Below are 24666 nucleotides of genomic sequence, written 5' to 3'. Positions count from 1 at the left end.
GGCGAAACAACAAGACATGGACCAAAGCACGCTTGAATTCGATGGCGGCAGCGAGGGCGGCGACGGCGCCGCCAGCGATGCCATCACCCTGGCGCATTACGCGCAGCAGGCTTACCTGGAGTACGCGCTCAGCGTGGTCAAGGGGCGGGCGCTGCCGGACGTGTGCGACGGCCAGAAGCCGGTGCAGCGCCGCATCCTGTACGCCATGCAGCGCATGGGGCTGTCCTTCACGACGGCCGCCGGGCCCAAGCCCGTCAAGAGCGCGCGCGTGGTGGGCGACGTGTTGGGCCGCTACCACCCGCACGGCGACACGGCTGCCTACGACGCGCTGGTGCGCATGGCGCAGGATTTCTCCCTGCGCTACCCGCTCATCGACGGCCAGGGCAACTTCGGCAGCCGCGATGGCGACGGCGCCGCGGCCATGCGCTACACCGAGGCGCGGCTGGCGCCCATCACGCGGCTGCTGCTCGACGAGATCGACGAGGGCACGGTGGAGCTGGTGCCCAACTACGACGGCTCCACCGCCGAGCCCAAGCTGCTGCCCGCGCGGCTGCCCTTCGTCCTGCTCAACGGCGCCTCCGGCATCGCCGTGGGCTTGGCCACCGAGGTGCCCAGCCACAACCTGCGCGAGGTCGCGGCGGCCACCGTGGCGCTGCTCAAGAACGAGCAGCTTTCCGACGACGAGCTCTACACGCTGCTGCCCGGCCCCGACTTTCCCGGCGGCGGCCAGATCATCAGCAGCCCGTCCGAGATACGCGACGCCTACGCCGGCGGCCGCGGCAGCCTCAAGGTGCGCGCGCGCTGGAAGATTGAAGAACTGGCCCGCGGCCAGTGGCAGGTCGTCGTGACCGAGCTGCCCCCGGGCGCCAGCGCGCAAAAGGTGCTGGAGGAGATCGAGGAGATCACCAACCCCAAGGTCAAGGCCGGCAAGAAGGCGCTCACCGCCGAGCAGCTGCAGCTCAAGCAAAGCGTGTTGGGCGTGCTGGACGCGGTGCGCGACGAGTCCAGCAAGGACGCGCCGGTGCGCCTGGTGTTCGAGCCCAAGAGCCGCACCGTCTCGCAGCAGGAGTTCATGACCGTGCTGCTGGCGCACACCAGCCTGGAAGGCAGCGCGCCGCTGAACCTGACCATGGTCGGCGCCGACGGCCGGCCCACGCAAAAGAGCCTGCGCCAGGTGCTGCTGGAGTGGATAGGCTTCCGTATCGACACGGTGCAGAAGCGCACCCGCCATCGCCTGGCCAAGGTGCTGGACCGCATCCACGTGCTGGAAGGGCGCCAGCTCGTCCTGCTCAATATCGACGAGGTCATCCGCATCATCCGCAACGCGGACGAGCCCAAGCCCGCGCTCATGGACCGTTTTCGTCTGAGCGACCGCCAGGCCGAGGACATCCTGGAAATCCGGCTGCGCCAACTGGCGCGGCTGGAGGCCATCAAGATCGAGCAGGAGCTCAAGGCGCTGCGCGCCGAGCAGGAGAAGCTCGAAGCCATCCTGGCCTCGCCCGCGGCGCTCAAGCGCACGGTGGTCAAGGAGATCGAGGCCGACGCCAAGACCTTTGGCGACGAGCGCCGCACGCTCATACAGGCCGACAAGCGCGCCAGCGTCGAGCTCAAGGTGGCCGACGAGCCGGTGACGGTGGTGGTCAGCCTCAAGGGCTGGGTGCGCGCGCTCAAGGGCCACGAGGTGGACGCCGCCACGCTCGCCTTCAAGGCCGGCGACTCGCTCTACGGCGTCTTCCCCTGCCGCAGCGTGGACACGCTGCTGGTGTTCGGCAGCGCGGCCAAGGGCAGCGGCCGCGTGTACTCGGTGGCCGTGTCGGCGCTGCCGGGCGGGCGCGGCGACGGCGTGCCCATCACCAGCCTGATCGAGCTGGAGGCCGGCACGCAGCCCGCGCATTACTTTGCCGGCAACGCCGCCACCACGCTGCTGCTGGCGCACACGGGCGGCTTTGGCCTGATGGCGCGGGTGAGCGACCTGCAGGGCCGCAACCGCGCCGGCAAGGCCTTCCTGACGCTGGAGGACGGCGAGCTGCTGCTGCCGCCCTCGGTGGTGATGCCCGCGCACAAGCAGGTGGCTTGCCTCACGCTGGACGGGCGGCTGCTGGTGTTCCCGCTCACCGAGCTCAAGCTGCAGCCCGGCGGCGGGCGCGGCCTGGTGCTGATGGAAGTCGACGCCAAGGAGCCGCTGCTGTCGGCGGCCACCTTCGCCGAGGTGCTGACCGTGATGGGCAGCGGCCGCGGCGGCAAGGCCAAGGAGGAGGTGCTGCGCTGGGCCGGCGTGGCGCCTTACCTGTCCAAGCGCGCCAAGCGTGGCCGCAAGGTCGAAGGCTTCGTGAAGGCCTTGCGCGTGGTGGGCTGACGCGCCCAAGCTGCCCACGGCCGGCACCGGGTTCGCGGTGCCGGCCGCTCTTTGCGCGCAATGCGCCCATGCCCGGCCCCGCGCGGGCATGACGTTGCTTAAGACAGCGTGATTTTATTGGCGCTTGTCGTCTCTTCAATTCTGCACTTGTCCCCTACAGTATTCGTCTGCACTAATAAGTGGCGACTTTATAGGATGTATGGACGCCAGATTTGAATATCAAAACGCGTTTTCCAGGAATATCGGTTGGGTAACGCGTGCCGAACAAAATATATTGCGCGGCAAACGTGTGGCCATTGCCGGCATGGGTGGCGTGGGGGGGGTGCATCTGCTCACGCTGGCCCGCCTGGGCATTGGGGCCTTTCATATTGCTGATTTTGACGTTTTCGACGTCGTCAATTTCAATCGCCAGGTGGGTGCCACCATGAGCAGCCTGGACCGTCCAAAGGCCGAAGTGCTCAAGGCCATGGCGCTGGACATCAATCCTGAGCTTGATATCAGGGTGTTCGGCCAGGGCGTGGACAAGGCCAATATCGATGCCTTTTTTGATGGTGTCGATTTGTATATAGATGGGCTGGATTTTTTTGCGTTTGCCGCGCGGCAAATGGTTTTCGAAGCCTGTCATGTCAAGAAAATTCCGGCCTGCACGGCGGCGCCATTGGGCATGGGTTCGGCGGTGCTGAATTTCCTGCCCGGGCGCATGTCCTTTGAGGAGTATTTCGGCTGGGGCGATTTGCCGGACGGCGAGAAGGCGCTGCGTTTCCTGCTGGGCCTGGCGCCGGCGGGGCTGCACGGGGCCTATCTGGTCGATCCCTCGACGCTGAACCTGGCCGAGCGGCGCGGGCCGTCCACCATCATCGGCTGCCAGCTTGCGGCCGGGATGGCAGCGGGCGAGAGCGTCAAGCTGCTGCTGGGCCGCGGCAAGGTGTGGCCTGCGCCCTATGGGCTGCATTTCGACGCCTACCGCAACAAGTACGTGCGCACCTGGCGCCCGGGCGGGCACCGCCACCCGCTACAGCGCCTGGCCTTGTCGGTGGCCCGCCGGCGCATGGGCGCAGCCCTGGAGGTATTGCATGCCGCTTGAATCCCAAGACATCCTGCGCGCCATCCTGGACCTGGCCCGTTGGGCGCCCAGCGGCGACAACACGCAGCCCTGGCGCTTCGAGGTGGTGAATGAGCGTCATGTCGTGGTGCACGGCTTCGACACGCGCGAACACTGCGTCTACGACCTGGACGGCCACGCCAGCGAGCAGTCGTTGGGCGCGCTGCTGGAGACCATGGCCATCGCGGCCTCGGTGCGGGGCTGGTCCATGCGCTCGACACGGCGTGGCGATGCGCCGCTTGGGCGGCCCACCTTCGACGTGCATTTCAAGCCGGACCCCCGGCTCAAGGCCGACCCGCTGGCCGCCAGCATCGAGTCGCGCAGCGTGCAGCGCCGCGCCATGAGCGCGCGGCGGCTCACGGCGCAGGAGAAGCAGGCGCTGGAGGCGGCGGTGGCGCCGCACTACCGCGTGGTGTGGCGAGAGGATTTCACGCAGCGGCTGGACATGGCGCGGCTGCTCAGCGCTTTTGCCAAGGTGCGGCTGACCATGCGCGAGGCCTACCTGGTGCACCGCGAGATCATCGAGTGGAATGCCCGCTTCAGCGTGGACAAGGTGCCGGACCAGGCCTTGGGCGCGGACCGAATGACGGTGAAGATGATGCGTTTCGTTCTGGGCAGTTGGGGGCGCGTGCGCTTCTTCAACCGCTGGCTGGCCGGCACGGTGGCGCCGCGGCTGCAGATGGACCTGATTCCCGGCTTGGCCTGCGGGGCGCATTTCGCGCTCGTGGCGCCGCGCGAGCCGCACATGGTGGACGAGTTCGTAGCGGCAGGGCGCGCCATGCAGCGCTTCTGGCTGGCCGTCACGCGGCAGGGGCTGAACCTGCAGCCGGCCATGACGCCGCTGATCTTCGCCCGCTACCTGCGCGAGGGACGTTCCTTCACGGCGCAAGCCGATGTGCATGCCAATGCCGTGCATGCCGCCGAGCGACTGCAGGCCTTGTTGGGTGTGCAGGAAGTGCAGCGCTGCGTCTTCATGGGCCGTATTGGCGCCGGGCCCGCGGCGCAAAGCCGCTCGATTCGCCAGCCGCTGCAGCAGCTGGAGGTCAGTGGCGCTGCGACACGCACCAACCAGCCCATGTCGCCGCACGGCAACCTTCAGAGCATGAGCAAAGTCGCGGGCTGACCGGGGCCCGCCGTCACGTAAGGGGCGCCCGCAGGCGTTTTTCCATCGGCGGTCTTTGGCCGCCGGAACATCCTTGGGCGGTCCGTACACCGCTTTTGCGGTTCTGCAGCACGCTGCATGGAGAGCATGAGTTCTCTTGCGGACAAGCCCGCATGGCCTTGTGCACTGGTGGAGGCGCATGAGCGGGAAAGGTGGAAATCCCTGTCAAACAACTTTGTTGTATTTGGTTTCTTAAGATAATTTTTGATACGATTCAAGTCGACAAACCTATGTCGGAAAACTTGACACTGATTGCGTAAAGTTGGTTTGTATCTATCTGTATTTTCTTAAAAATCAAGGACTTAGGGTGATTTTTCAAGGTTGGCATTGACCTTGCTTTTACTGTGCAGTCACACGCAGTTTGACAAGTTGAAACTTGTAGTCCGCGAAAGAATTTTATGAAGTGCCGTTTTCTGCCCTCTCTCGGCTTGGTGGCCGGGGCCGCCTTGTCCTCGCTGGGGGGCGTTTCTTCTGCCTACGCTTATCCGGCCTTTCAGGTTCACGAGGATGCAATTTCCGGCACGCCGGCCAACACCGTTGCAGCGGACCGCATGTCCTACGCCTACGGCGCCAGGATTGCCCAGACTGTCACGGGCGGCAATGGACTGGCGGGCAGCGGCGACCTCTTCCGTGAGGCGGGCTACCTTTCCCTGTCGTCGTACGCCAACAGCTCCGGCAGCGTCAGTTCCTACATCAACAGCCCTGGATCTGCGGGTTACCAGCTCTACGCCACCTTCATCATCAATGGTGAGACGGACTACGGGCAGGGCAACAACTTGATCCACGCAGCTTTTGCGTCGGTCAGCCTCAGCCTTTACGCGGACGTCAACAGCAACACGCGGTTGGGCACTACGGGCTCGACCATCAGTGGCGGCACGCAGGTCAACTTCACCCGCAGCAACAGCAGCGACGACGTGCTGCTGGGCTCGGCGACCTTGGCCCTGGGCGAGGCGAACATCTACAACGGCCTGGCTTCCGGCGACTTTGGCGTGTCTTTGCTGCTGTCGCTCAACGCTGCCGGCAAGCGGCTGTTCAACGTGCCTAACGACTTTTATCCGTACATGCACGTGAACGGCACGACGAGCGCGGCTTCCAATGGTCCGGCACTGCTGACTGGCGGCATGTCCACCATCAGTGGCGGCGGCACGCTGAGCTTCTCCAATACCCCGACCGCGGCTGTGCCCGAGCCCGGCTCGATGCTGCTGCTGGGTGGCGGACTGCTGGGCTTGTATGCCACCAGCCGCCGTCGCAGCCGCAAGGACTGAACGCGCATGCGGGGCTTTTGGCCCGCGGCTCACGCATCGCGGCGCACATTTCGTGCGCCGCTTTTTATTGGGATGGGCGATGGCCTAAGACGGGGCCGGTGTGAGTCTCTGCGGAGGCGCTGAGATCTACGCCGCAGGTAGGGGTGCGGTGGAGGAGAACAGGAAAGCGGTGCGCGTCAGGAGCCGCCGGCCAGACGCTGCCACAGCGCCATGAGCCAGACCATGGCGCACAGAACGAGCGAGAGGAACACCGCGGCGCTGGCCAGATCCTTGGCGCGCTTGGAGAGGTCGTGCAGCTCCAGCGAAACGCGGTCTATGGCGGCCTCTATGCCGGAGTTGAGCAGCTCGACGATGAGCACCAGCAGCACGCTGCCCAGCAGCAGCGCGGTCTCGACCCAGGTGCGCCCAAGCCACAGGCCCAACGGCAGCAGCACGGCGGCCAGCCAGACTTCCTGGCGGAAGGCCTGCTCGCCGAGATAGGCCATCCTGAGCCCGTCCATGGAGTAGCGCGTGGCGCGCATCACGCGGTCCAGCCCGGTGCGGCCCTTGTGAGGATTGGTCATCGGCGTCGGAATGGTGTCGGCGCTGGGCGGACGGTCGTGCATGGGTTCACTTGCGCTTGCGCGGCGGTGGGCGGCTGACGACGAGTTGCGTGCCGCAGAGGCGATCGTGCCAGTACTGGCGCTGCGGGTGCAGCAGGGCCAGCAGGGCGTAGGCAAGCATGCCGGCCAGCAGCAGTCCAAAAATGGCGGTGCTGGAGGGCAGGTGAGCCAGCCGCGCAGTCAGCAGGGCCGGGACGAACCATATCCAGCTGGCCAGGTAGCGGCAGAGTGCGCGCTTGGGAGCCACCGGCGCGCCTTGAGCGTCCAGCAGCTTGATGTGCCAAGCCTTCATGGCCACAGTCTGGCCGCCGTGCGTCCAGAACCACACGAAGTACAGGCCCAGGATGACGAACAGGAAGGCCTGCATGCCGGCCTGGCCCTGCAGCGCGTGGCGCTGCTGCGTGAGACCGGAGTAGATGAAGCCCGCGAACATGAGCACGCCAAACAGCAGCACGCCCTCGTAGGCCATGCAGGCCAGTCGGCGCTTCAGGCTGGGGGTCTGCAGCGCGCCGGTGAGGGGCGCGGTCACTGGCGGCCAACCGCCTGCGAGGCGGCCGGTTCGCTGAGCGTGGCGGCGGCTTGAGCGCCGCGCTTGGGCAAAAGGGTGTTCTTGTCCACGAAAGTCGGAGTGGCGGCCATCTTGGGCAGCCCGGGTTGCTGGTGCAGCGGCGGCGTAGGCGCACGCGTGACGCTGGTGGTGGTGGCGCCGGGCGCCACCTGCACCTGCGTCGCCCCAACCGGCTTGAGCACGGGCGGGGCGGCGGGCACGCGCACTATCGTGGATTTTGCGCTGGGCTCGGCCGCCTGACCGGCGCCGCGCGCGGGCGTGGGCATGGCGCGCAGGGCTAATTCACGCTTTTCCTCAGGTGGCAGGGCCTGATAGGCCTCCCATCCGGCTTGGCGCTGCTGCGGGCTGATCTGGCGCACCTCTTGGAACTGCACGCGGGCGCGGCCGCGCTCTTCCGGCGTCATGCGGGCCCACTCGGTCATGCGCTCCTGCACGCGCTGCTGCTCCTCGGTCGACATGCGCGGGAATCGCATGGCGATTTCCAGCCACTTGCGCTGGCGCAGCACGTCGATGTTGTGCCAGTCGCGCTCCAGCGGCGCCAGCGTGGTGCGCTGCGCCGGCGTGAGCGAGGCCCAGGCCGACGAGCGCTCGGTGGCCCCGGCGTGGGTTGTGGCGTCCGGGGTCGGTGCCGGCTGTGACCAAGCGGTGCCGGCCGCCACGGCCAGCGCGGCCGCAATAAGAAGGGAGCGCCCGGGGCGCTGGCGGCGGATCACGATGTCGGTGGTCCTTGTCAGCGGTCCTGCTGTTTGCGCAGGAATTCGACGAAGCCGGGATCGCTGTAGGCCGCGGGCGGCAGGTCATCGGTGAGCAGATCGGCGTCTATCTGCACCGCGGCCTCAATTTGGGCGTGGGTCTGGTTCCAGTGAATGAGTGCCATGCCGCCCACCAACACCGCCAGCGGCAATGCCATGGCCATGGCGCGCTCCCACCAGCTGCCGCCCTTGTCACGCGGGCCGCCACCCAAAGCGAGCGTGCTGCCTGCGGCCTGAACTGTCGCGGGTTGTTGCGTCACCACCGCCTTGCGCCGCTCGCGGGCGCGCTCCAGCGCCTGCTGGCGCGCAAAGCGCAGCCGCTCTTCTATGGCATGGGGCTGTCGCGCCGCGCCCTCGCTCAGCCGCGCCGTCAGGCGCAGGGCAAAGCGTGCTTCAAGTGCTTGCGCATCAAGCGGCGTGGAGAGGGTTCTGGAGTAGTTCATGGCGCAATTCCCTTGGCGCGCAGAGCCTTGGCCAGGGCATGCACTGCCCTGGAACAGTGCGTTTTGACACTGCCTTCAGAGCAACCCATGACCTCCGCGGTCTCGGCAACATCGAGTTCTTCCCAGTAACGCAGCAGAAACGCTTCGCGTTGACGCGCTGGCAACTGTGCTACTTCATGTTCGATGACGTGCAACATCTGCGCCCGCGAGGCCTGATCGTCGGCGCCTTCGGCACCCAGGCTGCCGTCCTGCGTCTCCAGCAGTTCCAGCAGATTGAAATCCTCGTCGTCGGCGCCGCCTTCAAAGGTGGAGAAGTTGCTCTCCACGGCTGAGCGCACCTTGCGGCGGCGAAACCAGTCCATGGTCGCGTTGGAAAGGATGCGCTGGAACAGCAGCGGCAATTCCGCGGCAGGGCGGTCCGCGTACTTTTCCGCCAAACGGATCATGGCGTCCTGCACGATGTCGAGCGCCGCATCGTCGTCACGGACGGTGTAGGCGGTGCGCTTGAAAGCGCGTTTCTCAACGCTGGCGAGGAAATCGGAGAGTTCTTTGTCGGTGGCCAAGAGGGGCGGGCCGGCGGCGGCAAACGCGCGCGATTATGCCTGCTGGCGTGACGCTGCTCACCATTCGTCAAGACCCTGGTGCGGCGGTGATGCCATAATCGATGGTTCGCACAACGCTTTTTGGTCTCAAGCTGTCGCCCGAACACGGGTGTCTCGTTTTTGACCGCGCAGGTTCCGAATCCGCTCCACAAGGGTGCGAGGAGGGACACCGATGGTTTTTCGTCAGAGAAATTCGCAAAGGTTCTTCATGGACATGTCTGCCGCGGAAGTCAAGGGTGCCCTCCGGGCCCAACCGCAATCTCCCTCCGCCGAGCTCAACGGCTCTGAAATCCTCGTCCGCAGCCTGCAGGCCGAGGGTGTCAAGTACCTCTGGGGCTATCCCGGCGGCTCGGTGCTCTACATCTACGACGCGCTGTACAAGCAGGATTCGATCCAGCACGTGCTGGTGCGCCACGAGCAGGCGGCCGTGCACGCTGCTGACGGCTATGCGCGCGCCACCGGCGACGTGGGCGTGGCGCTGGTGACCTCGGGTCCGGGCGTGACCAATGCCGTCACCGGCATCGCCACGGCCTACATGGACTCCATCCCCATGGTGATCATCACCGGGCAGGTGCCCACGGCCGCGATTGGCCTGGACGCCTTCCAGGAGTGCGACACGGTGGGCATCACGCGTCCGGTGGTCAAGCACAACTTCCTGGTGAAGGACGTGCGCGATCTGGCCATGACGCTGAAGAAGGCCTTCCACATCGCCCGCACCGGCCGTCCCGGCCCGGTGGTGGTGGACATCCCCAAGGACGTCTCGCTCAAGACCACGACCTTCAGCTATCCCGACAAGGTCGAGATGCGCTCCTACAACCCGGTGCGCAAGGGTCATGGCGGTCAGATCCGCAAGGCGGTGCAGCTGCTGCTGCAGGCCAAGCGCCCCTATATCTACAGCGGCGGCGGCGTGGTGCTGGCCAACGCGGCGGCCGAGCTGCGCGAGCTAGCCGACCTGCTGGGCTACCCCTGCACCAACACGCTCATGGGCCTGGGCGCCATTCCCGCGAGCGACCCGAAGTTCCTGGGCATGCTGGGCATGCACGGCACCTACGAAGCCAACATGACCATGCAGCACTGCGACGTGCTGCTGGCCGTGGGTGCGCGCTTCGACGACCGCGTGATCGGCAACCCGGCGCACTTCGCTTCGGTGGAGCGCAAGATCGTCCACGTGGACATTGACCCGTCCTCCATTTCCAAGCGCGTGAAGGTGGACATCCCCATCGTGGGCGACGTCAAGGAAGTGCTGCAGGAGCTGATCGCACAGATCCGCGAGGCCCAGCAGCGCCCGGACCAGCAGGCGCTCTCCCACTGGTGGAGCCAGGTCAACGGCTGGCGCCAGCGCGAGTGCCTCTCGTACAAGAACAGCTCCGAGGTCATCAAGCCGCAGTTCGTGGTGCAAAAGCTCGCCGAGCTCACCCGCGGGCGTGACACCTACATCACCTCGGACGTCGGCCAGCACCAGATGTTTGCCGCGCAGTTCTACGGCTTCGAGGAGCCGCGGCGCTGGATCAACTCCGGCGGCCTGGGCACCATGGGCGTGGGCTTGCCCTACGCCATGGGCATCAAGCTGGCCAAGCCCGAGAGCGACGTGTTCTGTATCACGGGCGAAGGCTCCATACAGATGTGCATCCAGGAGCTCTCGACCTGCCAGCAGTACAAGACGCCGGTCAAGGTGATCTCGCTGAACAACCGCTACCTGGGCATGGTGCGGCAGTGGCAGGAGCTCGACTACGAAGGCCGCTACTCGCACAGCTACATGGATGCGCTGCCGGACTTCGTGAAGCTGGCCGAGGCCTACGGCCACGTGGGCCTGAAGGTCGAGCGTCCGTCTGACGTGGAGCCCGCGCTGCGCGAGGCCATGCGCCTGACCGAGCGCACGGTGTTCCTGGACATCCGCACGGACCCGACCGAGAACGTCTGGCCCATGGTGAAGGCGGGCAAGGGCATCTCCGAGATGCTGCTGGGCTCCGAGGACCTGTAACCGCACCCGGCCGGCGGCCACAGCCGGCGCGGGGCAGGGCGTTACCGCGCCTTGCCTTGGCGCCGCGCGGGGCGGCGGCCGACAAGCCTTTTTCTGCTGACTTCGAACGCGGGGCCAAGGTGCCGGCAGTTACCGCTGCCGGGGCCGAGGAGCCCTGGAGGACGAACCCATGAAACACATCATTGCGCTGCTGCTGGAAAACGAGCCCGGCGCGCTCTCCCGCGTCGTGGCCCTGTTCTCGGCGCGCGGCTACAACATCGAGAGCCTCACCGTGGCGCCCACCGAGGACGCCTCGCTCTCGCGCATGACCATCGTCACCACCGGCAGCGACGAGGTGATCGAGCAGATCACCAAGCACCTGAACCGCCTCATCGAGGTCGTGAAGGTGGTGGACCTCACCGAGGGCAGCTTCATCGAGCGCGAGCTCATGCTGGTGAAGGTGCGCGCCGTGGGCAAGGAGCGCGAGGAGATCAAGCGCACTGCCGACATCTTCCGCGGCCACATCGTGGACGTGACGGACAAGAGCTACACGGTGGAGCTCACCGGCGACAGCAGCAAGCTTGACGCCTTCCTGCAGGCGCTGGACCGCAGCGCCATCTTGGAAACCGTGCGCACCGGCGCCAGCGGCATTGGCCGCGGCGAGCGCATCCTGCGTGTCTGACGCGGCAGGCCTCGTTTCTTTTCCGTGAAGCGTGAAGAGTGAAGGGTGAGCGAAAAAGGGCCGCAGTGCTTTTTTCGTCCCTTGCTGTTCCGGCGTCCGCACGCTTCACCACTCACCCTTCACGCCTTCGAAGACCCCCACTAGGAAGCATCACATGAACGTCTACTACGACAAGGACGCGGACCTGAGCCTGATCAAGGGCAAGAACGTCACCATCATCGGCTACGGCTCGCAGGGCCACGCCCACGCGCTCAACCTCAACGACAGCGGTGTGCGCGTCACGGTGGGTCTGCGCCGCGGCGGCGCCTCGTGGGTCAAGGCCGAGAAGGCCGGACTGAAGGTGGCCGAGATCGCCGACGCGGTGAAGGAAGCCGACGTGGTCATGATCCTGCTGCCTGACGAGCAGATCGCCGGCGTCTACAACGCCGAAGTGGCCCCCAACCTGAAGCCCGGCGCCTCGCTGGCCTTCGCCCACGGCTTCAACGTGCACTATGGCCAGGTCGTGCCGCGCGAAGACATCGACGTGTGGATGGTGGCCCCCAAGGCCCCGGGCCACACCGTGCGCTTCACCTACACGCAAGGCGGCGGCGTGCCCCACCTGATCGCCGTGTACCAGGACAAGACCGGCCGCGCCCGTGACCTGGCCCTGTCCTACGCCGCGGCCAACGGCGGCGGCAAGGCCGGCATCATCCAGACCAACTTCCGCGAAGAGACCGAGACCGACCTCTTCGGCGAGCAGGCCGTGCTGTGTGGCGGTACCGTGGAGCTGATCAAGGCCGGTTTCGAGACGCTGGTGGAAGCCGGCTACGCGCCCGAGATGGCCTACTTCGAGTGCCTGCACGAGCTCAAGCTGATCGTGGACCTGATCTACGAAGGCGGCATCGGCAACATGAACTACTCGATCTCCAACAACGCCGAATACGGCGAGTACGTCACCGGCCCGCGCGTGGTGACCGAGGAGACCAAGAACGCCATGCGCCAGTGCCTCAAGGACATCCAGACCGGCGAATACGCCAAGAGCTTCATCCTGGAGAACAAGGCCGGCGCCCCGACGCTGATCTCGCGCCGCCGCCTCACGGCCGAGCACCCGATCGAGCAGGTCGGCGAGAAGCTGCGCGCGATGATGCCCTGGATCAAGGCCAACAAGATGGTGGACAAGAGCCGCAACTGATCACGGCTCGGATTCCACATGATGAAAGCCGCCTGCGGGCGGCTTTTTTCATTCGGGTATCCTCGCGCGCATGAAAATTCGACCCCCCAAGCGCGGCCCAAGAGGCCGCGTTCGTGCTGCATGAGCGACGACGTGATCCACGACCGCGACGCCGATGACGCCGAGGCGCACGAGCCGCCGCGTCCGCGCCGCAAGGGCATTTACATCCTGCCCAACCTGTTCACGCTGGCCGCACTGTTCGGCGGTTTCTATGCCGTGGTGATGGCGATGAACGGAAGCTTCGAGCAGGCGGCCATCGGCATCTTTTGTGCCGCCGTGCTGGACAGCTTGGACGGGCGTGTGGCGCGCATGACCAACACGCAAAGCGCCTTCGGCGAGCAGATGGACAGCCTCTCCGACATGGTGAGCTTCGGCGCGGCGCCGGCGCTCATCGTCTACGAGTGGGCGCTCAAGGGCCTGGGCAAGCCCGGCTGGATTGCCGCCTTCGTCTACTGCTCCGGCGCGGCGCTGCGGCTGGCGCGCTTCAACACCAACATCGGCGTGGTCGACAAGCGCTTCTTCCAGGGGCTGCCCAGCCCGGCGGCGGCGGCGCTGATCATCGGCTTCATCTGGGTGATGGATGCCGCCGGCTGGCGCGACGCCTGGAACGTGGAGTGGCTGCGCTGGACGGCCTTCGCGCTCACGCTGTATGCGGGCCTGACCATGGTGACCAACGTCCCCTTCTACAGCTTCAAGGACGTGAGCTTCAAGCGCACGGTGCCCTTCATCGTGATCGTGGCCATCGCGCTGGGCATTGCGGTGATCAACATCCACCCGCCCATGGTGCTGTTCGCGCTGTTCGTGGTGTATGGCTTCTCCGGCTACGCGGTCTATGCCTACAAGCGCAGCAAGGGCAAGCCGGTGAGCGTGATCGCCACGTCCACCGACGAGCCTGACGAGGCGGGGCTGCACCGCTGAATCTCCTGGGCCGATTCGCGTGCCGCGTGCACGCTATCGGCGCGATGGACAACCCCCCAAGGGGTGCCCCGAAAGGGGCGTGCTATATTGAGCCGATGTCGTCCCGCGCCGCTGTCTTTTCGCTACTGCTTCTAGGAGTGCCGCGGGCGCGCTGATCGACTTCGTCCTTACACACGGATCAACGGCCCGCCAGCGTCTCGCAGCGGGCCGTTTTGTTTTTTCATTCCGTGGCTGCGAGTCTTCGTTTTCTCCAGGAGATCTTGATGCCGATGTTGTCCGACCCCGCCCAGAAATACCGTGCTTTCGCGCCGGTGCGGCTGGCCGAGCGCACTTGGCCGGACGCCGTGATCACGCGCGCGCCGCTGTGGTGCAGCGTGGACCTGCGCGACGGCAACCAGGCGCTGATCGAGCCCATGGATCCGGCGCGCAAGATGCGCCTGTTCAGCACGCTGGTGGACATCGGCTTCAAGGAAATCGAGGTGGGCTTCCCCTCGGCCTCGCAGGCGGATTTCGACTTCGTGCGCCAGCTCATCGAGGGCGGCCTGATCCCGGACGACGTCACCATCCAGGTGCTCACCCCGGCACGCGAGCCGCTGATCCGCCGCACCTTCGAGGCGCTGCAGGGCGTGCCGCGCGCCATCGTCCACGTCTACAACGCCACCGCGCCCATGATGCGCCGCGTGGTGCTTGGGCTGGACGAGGACGGCATCGTGGAGCTGGCCGTCTCGCACGCGCGGCTCATTCGCGAGCTGGCCGCCGGCCATCCCGAGACGCAGTGGACCTTCCAGTACTCGCCGGAGATGTTCTCGGGCACGGAGCTGGAGTTCAGCAAGCGCGTGGTGGACGCGGTGACGGCCGAGTGGGCGCCCACGGCCGAGCGCAAGTGCATCATCAATTTGCCCTCCACCGTGGAGCACTCCACGCCCAACGTGTTCGCGGACATGGTGGAGTGGATGCACCGCCACCTGCAGCGGCGCGAGGCCATCGTGCTGTCCGTGCACCCGCACAACGACCGCGGCACGGGCACGGCGGCGGCGGAGCTGGCCCTCATGGCCGGCGCCGACCGGCTCGAAGGCTGCCTCTTCGGCAACGGCGAGCGCACGGGCAACCTGGACATCGTCAACGTCGCGCTCAACCTCTATTCCCAGGGCGTGTCGCCCGGGCTGGATTTTTCTGAGATCGACGACATCCGCCGCACCGTGGAGCACTGCAACCAGTTGCCCGTGCCGGCACGCCATCCGTATGTGGGCGATCTGGTCTACACCTCCTTTTCCGGCTCTCACCAGGACGCCATCAAGAAGGCCTTTGCCGCGCGCAAGGAAGGCGACGTCTGGGAAATGCCCTACCTGCCCATAGATCCGCAGGACCTGGGCCGCAGCTACGAGGCCGTCATCCGCGTCAACAGCCAGTCGGGCAAGGGCGGCATCGCCTACTTGCTGGAAAAGGAATACGGCCTGGTGCTGCCGCGCCGGCTGCAGATGGAGTTCAGCCGCCGCGTGCAGCAGGTCATGGACCTCGAAGGCCGCGAGCTCGGCGCCGCCGACCTGTGGGCGCTGTTCGACCGCGAGTACCGGCTGGAGCGCGTCGCGTTGGGCGCCGTGCGGCTGGAAGAGGCCGGCAGCGCCATGCGCGTGCAGGCGCAGGCCACGGTGGAGGGCCAGGCGCTGCTGCTGCACGGCGAGGGCAACGGCCCGGTGGATGCCTTCGTGGCCGCGCTGCGTGCGCACACCGGCGCGGAAGTGCAGGTGCTCGACTACCACGAGCACTCGTTGGGCGCGGGCGCACAGGCACGCGCGGCCGCCTACATAGAAATGCGCGTGGGCGCGCAGGTGCTGTTTGGCGCCGGCGTGGACGCCAACATCGTCAACGCCTCGCTCAAGGCGCTGCTGTCGGGGCTGGCGCGCGCCGGCACCGGGGTGATGCCCGCCGCGGCGCAGGAACAGGCTGCCTGAAGGAGACACGGACATGAGCGACAAGCTGATCATTTTTGACACCACCTTGCGTGACGGCGAGCAGTCGCCCGGCGCCTCCATGACCCGCGACGAGAAGCTGCGCATCGCGCGGCAACTGGAGCGGCTGCGCGTGGACGTGATCGAGGCCGGTTTCGCCGCCGCCAGCCCCGGCGACTTCGAGGCCGTGCGCACCATCGCCTCGCACATCCGCGAGGCCACCGTGTGCTCGCTGGCCCGTGCCAATGACCGCGACATTGCCCGCGCCGCCGAGGCGCTCAAGGAGGCGCCGCGCTCGCGCATCCACACTTTCATCGCCACCAGCGAGCTCCACATGGAGAAGAAGCTGCGCATGACGCGCGAGCAGGTGCTGGAGCAGGCGCGGCTGGCGGTGCGCTTCGCGCGCAACCTCTGCCCGGACATCGAGTTCTCTCCGGAAGACGGCTACCGCTCCGACCCCGACTTCCTGTGCCGCGTGCTGGAGGCCGTGATCGAGGAGGGCGCCACCACCATCAACGTGCCCGATACCGTGGGCTACGCCATTCCTGAGCTGTACGGCAACTTCATACGCATGCTGCGCGAGCGCGTGCCCAACGCCGACAAGGCCATCTGGTCCGTGCACTGCCACAACGACCTGGGCATGGCCGTGGCCAACTCGCTGGCCGGCGTGAAGATAGGCGGTGCTCGCCAGGTGGAATGCACCATCAATGGCCTGGGTGAGCGCGCCGGCAACACCTCGCTGGAAGAAGTCGTGATGGCCGTGAAGACGCGGCGAGACCACTTCGACCTGGAGGTGGGCATCGACACCTCGCAGATCGTCCCGGCCTCGCGCCTGGTGGCGCAGACCACGGGCTTCGTGGTGCAGCCCAACAAGGCGGTGGTGGGGGCCAATGCCTTTGCGCACGCCAGCGGCATCCACCAGGACGGCGTGCTCAAGGCGCGCGACACCTACGAGATCATGCGTGCCGAGGACGTGGGCTGGAGCGCCAACAAGATCGTCCTGGGCAAGCTCTCAGGCCGCAACGCCTTCCGCCAGCGCCTGCAGGAGCTGGGCGTGGAGCTGGAGTCAGAGGCCGAGCTCAACGCCGCCTTTGCCCGCTTCAAGGACCTGGCCGACCGCAAGAGCGAGATCTTCGACGAAGACATCATCGCGCTGCTGGGCGACGAGAGCGTTACCAGTGAACACGAGCATTACCGTTTGCTCTCCCTGGCTCAGCGCTCCGAGACCGGCGAGCGGCCCTTTGCCCGTGTGGTGTTTGCTGCCGGCGAGGCGGAGCACCATGCGGAAAGTGAAGGCAACGGCCCGGTGGATGCCAGCCTCAAGGCGATTGAGTCGAAAGTAAGAAGTGGTGCGGAACTGTTGCTGTATTCGGTCAATGCCATCACCTCAGGCAGCACAGAATCTCAGGGCGAGGTGACGGTGCGTTTGCAACTCGGTGGCCGGGTGGTCAACGGTGTGGGGGCTGACCCCGACATCGTCATCGCCTCGGCCAAGGCTTATCTGTCGGCTCTCAACAAGCTGCAGAGCCAGGCCGAGCGAGTGGCTGCGCAGGGCTAGCAAGGGGTGCGGCTGGCCCGCAGGGACTGGATCATGTGCAAGTCGAACTTGAGGAAGTCTCTCTAAGTTTTTGATATTGCATATGTTTTTGCCCTCCCGTAAACTCTGCCGCCCCCGCAGTCCGGAAGTTCTACCGTGCGTCGCCTTCATAACCTCCGCTTGATGAGTTGGTCGCTGACCTTGTTGGTCGGCGCGGCCTTTTTGCAGCCTCATGTGGCCGAAGCGGCCGCCCGAAAACCGGTGCGAAAGGTCGCGCCGCGCGTCGAGGCCAAGGTGGAGAAGACGAAGGTGCGCGCGGTGCTGGCGCGCCGCAGCGTGGTGGCCGACGAGCCGGCGCCGGCTCGCGCCTCTTTCGGACAGATCTACGGGCTGCACAGCACCAGCGATCCGCTGGACTTGAAGTCCAGCGTCGCGCTGGTGATGGACCAGGACACCAACGAAATCCTGTTCAGCAAGAACCCGCAGGCCGTGCTGCCCATTGCCTCCATCACCAAGCTGATGACGGCAGTGGTGGTGACCGAGGCCAAGCTGCCTATGGACGAGGTGCTGACGGTCACGCAGGAAGACGTGGACACCGAGAAGAACAGCAGCTCGCGCCTGGCCGTGGGCACTCGGCTCACGCGTGAAGAGATGCTGCACTTGGCGCTGATGGCCTCCGAGAACCGCGCCGCCAGCGCGCTTGGGCGCCACTACCCCGGTGGCGAGGAAGCCTTTGTCGCGGCCATGAACCACAAGGCACGCGAGCTGGGCATGAACGATACCCACTACGCCGAGCCCACCGGGCTCTCCAGCCGCAACCAGTCCAGCGCGCGCGACCTCGCGGCGCTGGTGAAGTACGCGCACGGCAGCAACCCGGTGGTGCGGGAGTTCTCGACCTCGACCGAGCATCAGGTGATGGTAGGCAGCCGTCAGGTGACTTTCCACAACACCAACGGCCTGGTGCGCGGCGGCACCTGGGACATCGGCCTGCAAAAGACGGGCTACATCACCGAGGCGGGCCGCTGCCTGGTGATGCAGGCCGACCTGGCCGGGCGCAAGCTCATCATGGTGCTGCTGGATTCCGCCGGTAAGTACTCGCGTATCGGCGATGCCGAGCGGCTGCGCAAGTGGCTGTTGCAAGGTGCCGAGTCCGGCGTCAAGGCGATGGCCAAGCACGGCGACTGATTCCAGCCTGGGTTCCAATGCGAAAGGCCTGTCCAGCGGACAGGCCTTTTTTCATGGACCGGTGGAGCGGAAGGACGGCGGACTTCCAGGCGTCCCGTGTCGTCCCTCTTCAGCCCTGGTGGGCCTGCTGGCCCAGGGCGCGTGAAATCTCGGCGGCGGTGGACTTGATGCGCTCTATCCAGCCTTCTTCCAAGCGGTCGGAAGGGGCCGACAGCGACAGCCCGGCCACGAGCTGGTTCTGGTCGTCGTAGATACCCGCGGCCATGCAGCGCACGCCCAGCTCCAGCTCCTCGTCGTCGCGGGCAATGCCTTGCTGGCGCACGTTGCCGAGCTCGCGCTCCAGCCGCTGCAGGTCCGTGATGCTGTTGCGCGTGTGCCCGGCCAGGCCCGTGCGCGCGGCGTAGGCGCGCACGCGCTGGGGTTCGTCGTGGGCGAGAAAGAGCTTGCCCACGGAGGTGAGATGCAGCGGCGCGCGGCCGCCCACGGCGCGCACCACCTGCATGCCGGAGCGTTCGCTGTAAGTGCGCTCGATGTAGACGATCTCGTCGCCCTGGCGCACCGAGAGGTTGACCGTCTGGTGCGTGATCTTGTGCAGCTCGCGCATGGGGTTGAGCGCCGCGTCGCGCACGTCCAGCCGTGCCTTGACGAGGTTGCCCAGCTCCAACAGCCGCATGCCCAGGCGATAGCTGCCGGCCTCGGGGCGGTCCACGAAGCGGCCGGCGGCCAGGTCGTTGAGGATGCGGTGCGCCGTCGAGGGGTGAAGTCCGGTGCGTTCGCTGATTTGCTTCAAAGAAACCGGTTCCCGATGCGCAGCCAGTACATCCAGCAGGGCAAAGCTGCGCTCCAGGACCTGGATCGTGGGCGTCTGGAGTTCCTTTTTCTGCATGGGGCTGATTGTGCTGTGGTTGCCAATATTTTGCATCGCGAAAATTCACTTTGCTGCTTGACATGACCGCTAGGGGTTTCTCCGCAGTGTGCAGCCTTGCACGGCAGGGGCGAAGCACATAGCCCCAGGGTTGGCCCGGCGTGCGCAAAGGTGCCGCCTGGCGGGGACACAAGCCTCAGCTGGGGGCGTTTTCCAGGGCGTGGACGGCGGCGATGCCGGCACGCACCGCACCTTCCAGCGTGGCGGGATAAGGCCCTTGCACATAGTCTCCGGCCGCCCACAGGCCCGGCGCGACCTGCGCCGGCGGGCGTTGCAGCGACGGTGTGCAGGCGAAGGTGGCGCGGCGCTCGGCCACCACGCGCTTGACGCTGGGCGGATTGCGCCAGATGCCGGCGGGGAAGTCGCGCAGCAGCTGGGCTTGCACGGCCTCGCCCGTGGCCTGCAGGCCGCGCGCGGTCCAGGGCGCCGCGCCGCTGACCACGGCGGCAAAGCGGCCCGGCGTGCCGCCCAACACCCCATGGTCGAAGACGAATTGCGCCGGCGCGGTGTCGGATTCATGCAACTGCAGCATGGGCAGCGGCAGTCGGCTGCCGGCGCTTTCCAGGTAGACGGTGACGATGGGCTCGTACTGCAGCGCCGCCGTCTGCGCGGCCCATTGCGGGGCAAGCGGTTGGGCCAGCCGCGAAGCCTCGGTGGCGCTGGCGGCCAGCACCACGGCGTCGAAGCGCTCGTCCTGCACCAGCCATGTGTGGCCTTCGCGCGACACGGCCTGCACGCGGCTGGCCACGCGCAGCGTGGCGCCGTGGCGGCGCAGCCAGTCGCCGGCCGGCTCCGGCAGCAGGGCCGAGAGCGGGCGGCGCGGCAACAGCAGGTCGGCCGCGCCGGCGCCGCCGAAGAGGGCGTCCTTGAGCACGCGCAGGAACACGGTGGCGCTGGCGCGGTCGGCGGGCGTGTTGAGCGCGGCCACGCACAGGGGATCGATCAGCTCGGCGCGCACGCGCGGCGACAGGCTTTCGCACAGCGTCGCCACGCTCCAGTCGGCCGGGCAGGTGAAACGCATGGCCGCCCAGCGCAACGAGGCGCCCAGCAGCCCAAGCCGCTCACGCAGGCTCCAGCCCGGGCGGCGCATGACGGCCCAGCCGAAGGTGGCCAGCGGCGGCCCCGGCGGCAGGCGCAGCCCGCGGCCGTCCGGCGTCACCAGGGCCAGCGGCAGCCGCTGCAGCACCTGTGCGGGGTCCACGCCGACGCGGCGCATGATCTCCAGCGTCTGGCGGTAGGCGCCAATGAGGATGTGCTGTCCGTTGTCCAGCACGCCATCGGGCAAGGCGCGGGCGCGTCCACCCAGGCGCGGCGCCATCTCGAAAAGCGTGACGTGATGGCCGCGTGAAACCGCCTCCACCGCCGCGGCCAGGCCCGCCCAACCGCCGCCGATGACGCCCACGCGCAGTGGCCGCGCCGCGCGTTGGGGCAGGGCGGGCGCGGCCACGTCAGCGCGCCTGCCAGTTGGTGCGCATGGCGATCCACACCTTGCGCAGCGGCGTGAGCGAGATGCGCTGGTGCAGCACCTGGAAGTCGGCGGCCTCGATCTCGCGCAGCAGCGTGCGGTAGATCTCGGCCATCATCAGCCCGGGGCGCTGCTCGCGCCGGTCGGCGTCCGGCAGCAGGGCCAAGGCCTCGTCGTAGAGACGGTGTGCGCGCTCGGCCTGGAAACGCATGAGGGCGGTGAAGCGATCGCTGTAGCCCCAGGGCGCCTCGCGCTTGAGCAGCTCGTGGGCCTTGACGTCAAAGCGCTGCAGCTCATTCACCGGCAGATAGATGCGCCCGCGCCGCGCGTCCTCGCCCACGTCACGGATGATGTTGGTGAGCTGCATGGCCAGACCCAGCGTGTGCGCGTACTGCAGCGTCTTGTCCTGCGTGCGGCCGAAGATGCTGGCGGCCACTTCGCCCACGATGCCGGCCACCAGGTGGCAATAGCGCTGCAGGGCAGGGAAGTCCAGATAGCGCGTTTGCTGCAGGTCCATCTCGCAGCCCTCGATGACGGCAAGGAGCTGGCGCGCTTCCATGCCGTAGTCGGCCACGTGGGGCGCGAGCGCGCGCATCACCGGGTGGTTGGGCTTGCCGGCGAAGGCCGACGCCACCTCCTGGCGCCACCAGGCGAGCTTGGTGGCGGCCACGCCGGGGTCATGGGCCTCGTCCACCACGTCGTCCACTTCACGGCAGAAGGCATAGAAGGCCGTGATGGCCTCGCGCCGCGGCGGCGGCAGGAATCTGAAGGCGTAGTAGAAGGACGAGCCGCTGGCGGCCGCCTTGTCCTGCACGTACTGCTGCGGCGTCGTCGTCATGCGGGGCTCCGGGCCGTGGCGGGGCGGGCGCGCATGCCCAGGGCGCGCCAAAGCAGGCGCGGGGCATCCAGGGCGGCCAGCTTTGGGCGCCGTGCGAGGGTGGCGTGATTCATTTGCTCGATTTTCTCAAGGATGCGCAGCCCACCCTGCACCACCAGGCGCAGCTCCCAGCCGGCACGTCCCGGCAGCCGGTGGACGAGCGGGGCGCCGCTGAGCATGAGTTCGCGCGCCCACAGGCACAGCTCGCGCACCAGGGTGCGCGTGGCGGGGCTGTCCTGCTGCATTTGAAGCTGCTCCAGCGTGAGGCCGTGGCGCGCGGCGTCGGCCACCGGGGCGTAGTGGCGCCCGCGCGGCAGGTCCACGCTGAAGTCCTGCCAGAAGTTGATGAGCTGCAGCGCGCTGCAGATGGCGTCGGACTGCTGGAGCGCCACCGCGTCGCGCACGCCGTAGAGATGCAGCAGCAGCCGGCCTATGGGGTCGGCCGAGCGGCGGCAGTAGTCCAGCAGCGTGGCGCGGTCGGGGTAGCGGGGGTTGCCGGTGTCCTGCTCGAAGGCGCTCAGCAGATCGGCCAGCAGCTGCGGCGGCAGCGCGAAGCGGCGCATCTGCACGGCCAGCGGGCCAAAGACGTGGAGCCAGCGCGCGTCCTGCGCGGGTTCGCCCGCGGCGCAGCGCTGCAGCTCGATGCGGTAGGCGGCCAGGTCCGCAAGGCGCTGCGACTCCGGTGCGTCGCCCTCGTCAGCGATGTCGTCGGCCGTGCGCGCGAAGTGGTAGATCGCCACCACCGCCGGGCGCAGGGACGGCGGACACAGCACGGAAGCGACGGGAAAGTTCTCGTAGTGGTCGATGCTCACGGGGCCGAATTGTCCATGCTGCACCCCTGTTGTCGGGGAAGAGCGCCGCAGCAGGCTAAAATCCAAAGTTTGCCGAATCACTGCGCGCTGCCGCCTCGCTCGGGCAGCAGCGCTGGGACAACGGCGCGGGTGGCGAAATTGGTAGACGCACCAGGTTTAGGTCCTGACGCCAGCAATGGCGTGCCGGTTCGAGTCCGGCCCCGCGCACCACACAAGCAACGAAAGAGCACGACATCATGACGGTCCAAGTGGAAACCCTCGAGAAGCTGGAGCGCCGCATCACGCTGACGCTGCCCGCTGACGCCATCAACAACGAGGTGCAGTCGCGCTTGAAGAAGCTGTCGCGCACCGTCAAGGCCGACGGCTTCCGTCCGGGCAAGGTTCCGATGAGCGTGGTCGCTCAGCGCTATGGCTTCTCGGTGCAGTACGAGGTCATGAACGACAAGGTGGGCGAGGCCTTCGCCAACGCCGCCACCGAGGCCAAGCTGCGTGTGGCCGGCGCGCCCAAGATCACGCAGAAGGACGAGGCCGGTGAAGGCCAGCTCGCCTTCGACGCGACCTTCGAGGTCTACCCGGACGTGAAGATCGGCGACCTGGCTGGCGCCGAGGTCGAGCGCGTGGCCACCGAGGTCAGCGACGAAGCCATCGACAAGACCCTGGACATCCTGCGCAAGCAGCGCCGCAGCTTCGCCGAGCGTGCCGCCGAGGAAGGCGCCGCCGAGGGCGACCGCGTCACCATCGACTTCGAAGGCAAGATCGACGGCGAGCCTTTCGCCGGCGGCAAGGCCGAGGGCTTCCAGTTCATCATCGGCGAAGGCCAGATGCTGGAGCAGTTCGACAAGGCCGTGCGCGGCATGAAGACCGGCGAGAGCAAGACCTTCCCGCTGCAGTTCCCCGAGGACTATCACGGCAAGGACGTCGCGGGCAAGGAAGCCGACTTCCTGGTCACGATGAAGAAGATCGAGCTGCAGAACCTGCCGGCGGTGGACGAGGAATTCGCCAAGTCGCTGGGCATTGCCGAAGGCACGGTCGAAGCGCTGCGCAGCGACATCAAGAAGAACCTGGAGCGCGAGGTCAAGTTCCGCGTGCAGGCCAAGAACAAGGCCGCCGTGATGGACGCGCTGGTCAAGGCCGCCGAGCTGGATCTGCCCAAGGCGCTGGTGGAAGACGAAGTCGCCCGCATGACCGAAGGCGCCCGCGCCGACCTCAAGCAGCGCGGCATCAAGGACGCCGACAAGGCTCCCATCCCCGCTGAAATCTTCGTGCCCCAGGCCGAGAAGCGCGTGCGCCTGGGTCTGGTCGTGGCCGAGCTGGTGCGTGCCAACAACCTGCAAGCCAAGCCGGAGCAACTGCAGGCGCACATCGAAGAGATGGCGCAGAGCTACGAGAACCCCGCCGAGGTGGTGCGCTGGTACCTCAGCGACCGCCAGCGCATGGCTGAGGTCGAGGCCGTGGTGATCGAAAACAACGTCACCGAGTTCGTCCTGGGCCAGGCCAAGGTCACCGACAAGGCGCTGCCGTTCGAGGAGCTGATGGCCGGCTAAGGCCTTGCTTTCAGAGGGCCGCAGGGCGCCGCGCCGCAAGGCCGGCGCCCTTGTTTTCTTCGCGACATAATCGTCGCGGAACCTCCCCTGTAAGGACAATCCTCATGAGTGCGCTGGATACGAACAATCTGGGCATGGTGCCCATCGTCATCGAACAGTCGGGTCGCGGCGAGCGGTCTTACGACATCTACAGCCGGATGCTGCGCGAGCGCGTGATCTTCCTGGTGGGGCCGGTGAACGACCAAACGGCCAACCTGGTGGTGGCGCAGCTGCTGTTCCTGGAAAGCGAGAACCCGGACAAGGACATCTCGCTCTACATCAACTCGCCGGGCGGCAGCGTGAGCGCGGGCATGTCGATCTACGACACGATGCAGTTCATCAAGCCGGACGTCTCGACACTTTGTATGGGTATTGCCGCCAGCATGGGCGCCTTCCTGCTGGCCGCCGGTGCCAAGGGCAAGCGCTTCTCGCTGCCCAACTCCAAGGTCATGATCCACCAGCCGCTGGGCGGCGCGCAGGGCCAAGCCACGGACATTGAGATCCACGCCCGTGAAATCCTCAAGACCCGCGAGCAGCTCAACCGCATCCTGGCCGAGCGCACCGGCCAGCCGCTCGAAAAAATCCAGGCCGACACCGAGCGCGACTACTTCATGTCCGCCGCCGAAGCCAAGGGTTATGGGCTGATTGATCAGGTTATTGATCGCCGGCCCTGAGCGGGCACGCGGCACGTCCCTCGACAGAGAGACAAGG

22 protein-coding genes and 1 tRNA gene are annotated in these 24666 nt (G+C 66.8%); 14 read left to right on the top strand and 9 right to left on the bottom strand.

Features of this window, described 5'->3' with window-relative positions; genetic code table 11:
• The first annotated feature begins 16 nt into the window (after window positions 1-16).
• The 4 genes from parC to pepA all read left to right on the top strand — a co-directional run bounded on the left by parC (window position 17) and on the right by pepA (window position 5885).
• Window positions 17-2356: a DNA topoisomerase IV subunit A gene (parC, locus tag ALA01S_RS06760; protein ID WP_066333825.1), complete on the top strand. Its 2340-nt coding sequence runs from the start codon at window positions 17-19 to the stop codon at window positions 2354-2356.
• Between the two features lie 199 nt (window positions 2357-2555).
• Window positions 2556-3440 carry a ThiF family adenylyltransferase gene (locus tag ALA01S_RS06755; protein WP_066333824.1) on the top strand — a complete coding sequence of 295 codons (885 nt, stop codon included), beginning with the start codon at window positions 2556-2558 and terminating at the stop codon, window positions 3438-3440.
• Complete coding sequence (locus tag ALA01S_RS06750; RefSeq protein ID WP_084267274.1) at window positions 3430-4581, top strand: nitroreductase family protein; 1152 nt, start codon at window positions 3430-3432, stop codon at window positions 4579-4581. Before ALA01S_RS06755 ends, ALA01S_RS06750 begins: the two co-directional genes overlap by 11 nt.
• A gap of 437 nt (window positions 4582-5018) precedes the next feature.
• Complete coding sequence (pepA, locus tag ALA01S_RS06745; protein WP_066333822.1) at window positions 5019-5885, top strand: flocculation-associated PEP-CTERM protein PepA; 867 nt, start codon at window positions 5019-5021, stop codon at window positions 5883-5885.
• Window positions 5886-6061: 176 nt separating this feature from the next.
• Here pepA and ALA01S_RS06740 read toward each other — a convergent pair whose 3' ends face one another.
• The 5 genes from ALA01S_RS06740 to ALA01S_RS06720 are packed head-to-tail and all read right to left on the bottom strand — an operon-like array spanning window position 6062 to window position 8813.
• Window positions 6062-6490, bottom strand: a complete 429-nt coding sequence (locus ALA01S_RS06740; protein WP_373862977.1) for a diacylglycerol kinase — start codon at window positions 6488-6490, stop codon at window positions 6062-6064.
• Between the two features lie 4 nt (window positions 6491-6494).
• On the bottom strand, window positions 6495-7016 hold the full coding sequence (locus tag ALA01S_RS06735) for an RDD family protein (RefSeq protein WP_066333817.1): 522 nt from the start codon (window positions 7014-7016) through the stop codon (window positions 6495-6497).
• Window positions 7013-7768, bottom strand: coding sequence for a DUF3106 domain-containing protein (locus ALA01S_RS06730; protein ID WP_169805859.1), 756 nt, complete (start codon window positions 7766-7768; stop codon window positions 7013-7015). The genes ALA01S_RS06735 and ALA01S_RS06730 overlap by 4 nt, the downstream gene beginning before the upstream one ends.
• A gap of 17 nt (window positions 7769-7785) precedes the next feature.
• The gene (locus tag ALA01S_RS06725) at window positions 7786-8250 is read right to left on the bottom strand and encodes a DUF3619 family protein (protein WP_066333811.1); all 465 of its coding nucleotides are present in this window, start codon (window positions 8248-8250) and stop codon (window positions 7786-7788) included.
• Window positions 8247-8813, bottom strand: coding sequence for an RNA polymerase sigma factor (locus tag ALA01S_RS06720; protein ID WP_066333808.1), 567 nt, complete (start codon window positions 8811-8813; stop codon window positions 8247-8249). Before ALA01S_RS06720 ends, ALA01S_RS06725 begins: the two co-directional genes overlap by 4 nt.
• A 247-nt stretch (window positions 8814-9060) precedes the next feature.
• Here ALA01S_RS06720 and ALA01S_RS06715 point away from each other — a divergent pair, with 247 nt between their 5' ends.
• The 7 genes from ALA01S_RS06715 to pbpG all read left to right on the top strand — a co-directional run bounded on the left by ALA01S_RS06715 (window position 9061) and on the right by pbpG (window position 18293).
• Window positions 9061-10833, top strand: coding sequence for an acetolactate synthase 3 catalytic subunit (locus ALA01S_RS06715; RefSeq protein WP_066333807.1), 1773 nt, complete (start codon window positions 9061-9063; stop codon window positions 10831-10833).
• A 169-nt stretch (window positions 10834-11002) separates the two neighbouring features.
• Window positions 11003-11494: an acetolactate synthase small subunit gene (ilvN, locus tag ALA01S_RS06710; RefSeq protein ID WP_066333806.1), complete on the top strand. Its 492-nt coding sequence runs from the start codon at window positions 11003-11005 to the stop codon at window positions 11492-11494.
• 154 nt (window positions 11495-11648) lie between these two features.
• Window positions 11649-12665, top strand: a complete 1017-nt coding sequence (ilvC, locus tag ALA01S_RS06705; RefSeq protein WP_066333804.1) for a ketol-acid reductoisomerase — start codon at window positions 11649-11651, stop codon at window positions 12663-12665.
• Between the two features lie 120 nt (window positions 12666-12785).
• Window positions 12786-13622, top strand: a complete 837-nt coding sequence (pssA, locus tag ALA01S_RS06700; protein WP_066333801.1) for a CDP-diacylglycerol--serine O-phosphatidyltransferase — start codon at window positions 12786-12788, stop codon at window positions 13620-13622.
• A gap of 269 nt (window positions 13623-13891) precedes the next feature.
• The gene (gene leuA, locus ALA01S_RS06695) at window positions 13892-15574 is read left to right on the top strand and encodes a 2-isopropylmalate synthase (protein ID WP_066333799.1); all 1683 of its coding nucleotides are present in this window, start codon (window positions 13892-13894) and stop codon (window positions 15572-15574) included.
• Between the two features lie 13 nt (window positions 15575-15587).
• Window positions 15588-17129, top strand: coding sequence for a 2-isopropylmalate synthase (locus tag ALA01S_RS06690; protein WP_066333797.1), 1542 nt, complete (start codon window positions 15588-15590; stop codon window positions 17127-17129).
• Window positions 17130-17291: 162 nt separating this feature from the next.
• Window positions 17292-18293 carry a D-alanyl-D-alanine endopeptidase gene (pbpG, locus tag ALA01S_RS06685; RefSeq protein ID WP_066333795.1) on the top strand — a complete coding sequence of 334 codons (1002 nt, stop codon included), beginning with the start codon at window positions 17292-17294 and terminating at the stop codon, window positions 18291-18293.
• Window positions 18294-18402: 109 nt separating this feature from the next.
• On the opposite strand, the gene ALA01S_RS06680 is transcribed toward pbpG, so the two are convergent.
• The 4 genes from ALA01S_RS06680 to hpnC form a co-directional block, all read right to left on the bottom strand.
• The gene (locus ALA01S_RS06680) at window positions 18403-19179 is read right to left on the bottom strand and encodes an IclR family transcriptional regulator (RefSeq protein ID WP_066333792.1); all 777 of its coding nucleotides are present in this window, start codon (window positions 19177-19179) and stop codon (window positions 18403-18405) included.
• A 175-nt stretch (window positions 19180-19354) separates the two neighbouring features.
• Window positions 19355-20665, bottom strand: a complete 1311-nt coding sequence (gene hpnE / locus ALA01S_RS06675; protein WP_238455717.1) for a hydroxysqualene dehydroxylase HpnE — start codon at window positions 20663-20665, stop codon at window positions 19355-19357.
• A gap of 1 nt (window position 20666) precedes the next feature.
• Window positions 20667-21521, bottom strand: coding sequence for a presqualene diphosphate synthase HpnD (gene hpnD / locus ALA01S_RS06670; RefSeq protein WP_066333789.1), 855 nt, complete (start codon window positions 21519-21521; stop codon window positions 20667-20669).
• Window positions 21518-22372: a squalene synthase HpnC gene (gene hpnC, locus ALA01S_RS06665; RefSeq protein WP_084267273.1), complete on the bottom strand. Its 855-nt coding sequence runs from the start codon at window positions 22370-22372 to the stop codon at window positions 21518-21520. Before hpnC ends, hpnD begins: the two co-directional genes overlap by 4 nt.
• A gap of 123 nt (window positions 22373-22495) precedes the next feature.
• Here hpnC and ALA01S_RS06660 point away from each other — a divergent pair.
• From ALA01S_RS06660 to clpP, 3 genes are all read left to right on the top strand, one after another.
• Window positions 22496-22582: transfer RNA gene (locus tag ALA01S_RS06660), tRNA-Leu, on the top strand.
• Window positions 22583-22608: 26 nt separating this feature from the next.
• Window positions 22609-23916, top strand: coding sequence for a trigger factor (gene tig, locus ALA01S_RS06655; protein ID WP_066333784.1), 1308 nt, complete (start codon window positions 22609-22611; stop codon window positions 23914-23916).
• 104 nt (window positions 23917-24020) lie between these two features.
• On the top strand, window positions 24021-24629 hold the full coding sequence (clpP, locus tag ALA01S_RS06650; RefSeq protein ID WP_066333782.1) for an ATP-dependent Clp endopeptidase proteolytic subunit ClpP: 609 nt from the start codon (window positions 24021-24023) through the stop codon (window positions 24627-24629).
• Window positions 24630-24666: the final 37 nt, after the last annotated feature.

Source organism: Azohydromonas lata NBRC 102462, assembly GCF_001571085.1.
GTDB classification, from domain to species: domain Bacteria; phylum Pseudomonadota; class Gammaproteobacteria; order Burkholderiales; family Burkholderiaceae_C; genus Azohydromonas; species Azohydromonas lata.
Note: the sequence above shows the minus strand (reverse complement) of the source record. Positions and strands in the feature narration are given on the sequence as shown.

Bases quoted from the DNA above. Each gene is read 5' to 3' on its own strand.
- ALA01S_RS06715 (WP_066333807.1), top strand. From the start codon at position 9,061: ATGGACATGTCTGCCGCGGAAGTCAAGGGTGCCCTCCGGGCCCAACCG.
- leuA (WP_066333799.1), top strand. From the start codon at position 13,892: ATGTTGTCCGACCCCGCCCAGAAATACCGTGCTTTCGCGCCGGTGCGG.
- ALA01S_RS06690 (WP_066333797.1), top strand. From the start codon at position 15,588: ATGAGCGACAAGCTGATCATTTTTGACACCACCTTGCGTGACGGCGAG.
- pepA (WP_066333822.1), top strand. From the start codon at position 5,019: ATGAAGTGCCGTTTTCTGCCCTCTCTCGGCTTGGTGGCCGGGGCCGCC.
- ALA01S_RS06750 (WP_084267274.1), top strand. From the start codon at position 3,430: ATGCCGCTTGAATCCCAAGACATCCTGCGCGCCATCCTGGACCTGGCC.
- hpnD (WP_066333789.1), bottom strand. From the start codon at position 21,521: ATGACGACGACGCCGCAGCAGTACGTGCAGGACAAGGCGGCCGCCAGC.
- tig (WP_066333784.1), top strand. From the start codon at position 22,609: ATGACGGTCCAAGTGGAAACCCTCGAGAAGCTGGAGCGCCGCATCACG.
- ALA01S_RS06680 (WP_066333792.1), bottom strand. From the start codon at position 19,179: ATGCAGAAAAAGGAACTCCAGACGCCCACGATCCAGGTCCTGGAGCGC.
- ilvN (WP_066333806.1), top strand. From the start codon at position 11,003: ATGAAACACATCATTGCGCTGCTGCTGGAAAACGAGCCCGGCGCGCTC.
- ALA01S_RS06725 (WP_066333811.1), bottom strand. From the start codon at position 8,250: ATGAACTACTCCAGAACCCTCTCCACGCCGCTTGATGCGCAAGCACTT.
- ilvC (WP_066333804.1), top strand. From the start codon at position 11,649: ATGAACGTCTACTACGACAAGGACGCGGACCTGAGCCTGATCAAGGGC.
- pbpG (WP_066333795.1), top strand. From the start codon at position 17,292: ATGAGTTGGTCGCTGACCTTGTTGGTCGGCGCGGCCTTTTTGCAGCCT.
- parC (WP_066333825.1), top strand. From the start codon at position 17: ATGGACCAAAGCACGCTTGAATTCGATGGCGGCAGCGAGGGCGGCGAC.
- pssA (WP_066333801.1), top strand. From the start codon at position 12,786: ATGAGCGACGACGTGATCCACGACCGCGACGCCGATGACGCCGAGGCG.
- ALA01S_RS06740 (WP_373862977.1), bottom strand. From the start codon at position 6,490: ATGCACGACCGTCCGCCCAGCGCCGACACCATTCCGACGCCGATGACC.
- clpP (WP_066333782.1), top strand. From the start codon at position 24,021: ATGAGTGCGCTGGATACGAACAATCTGGGCATGGTGCCCATCGTCATC.
- ALA01S_RS06755 (WP_066333824.1), top strand. From the start codon at position 2,556: ATGGACGCCAGATTTGAATATCAAAACGCGTTTTCCAGGAATATCGGT.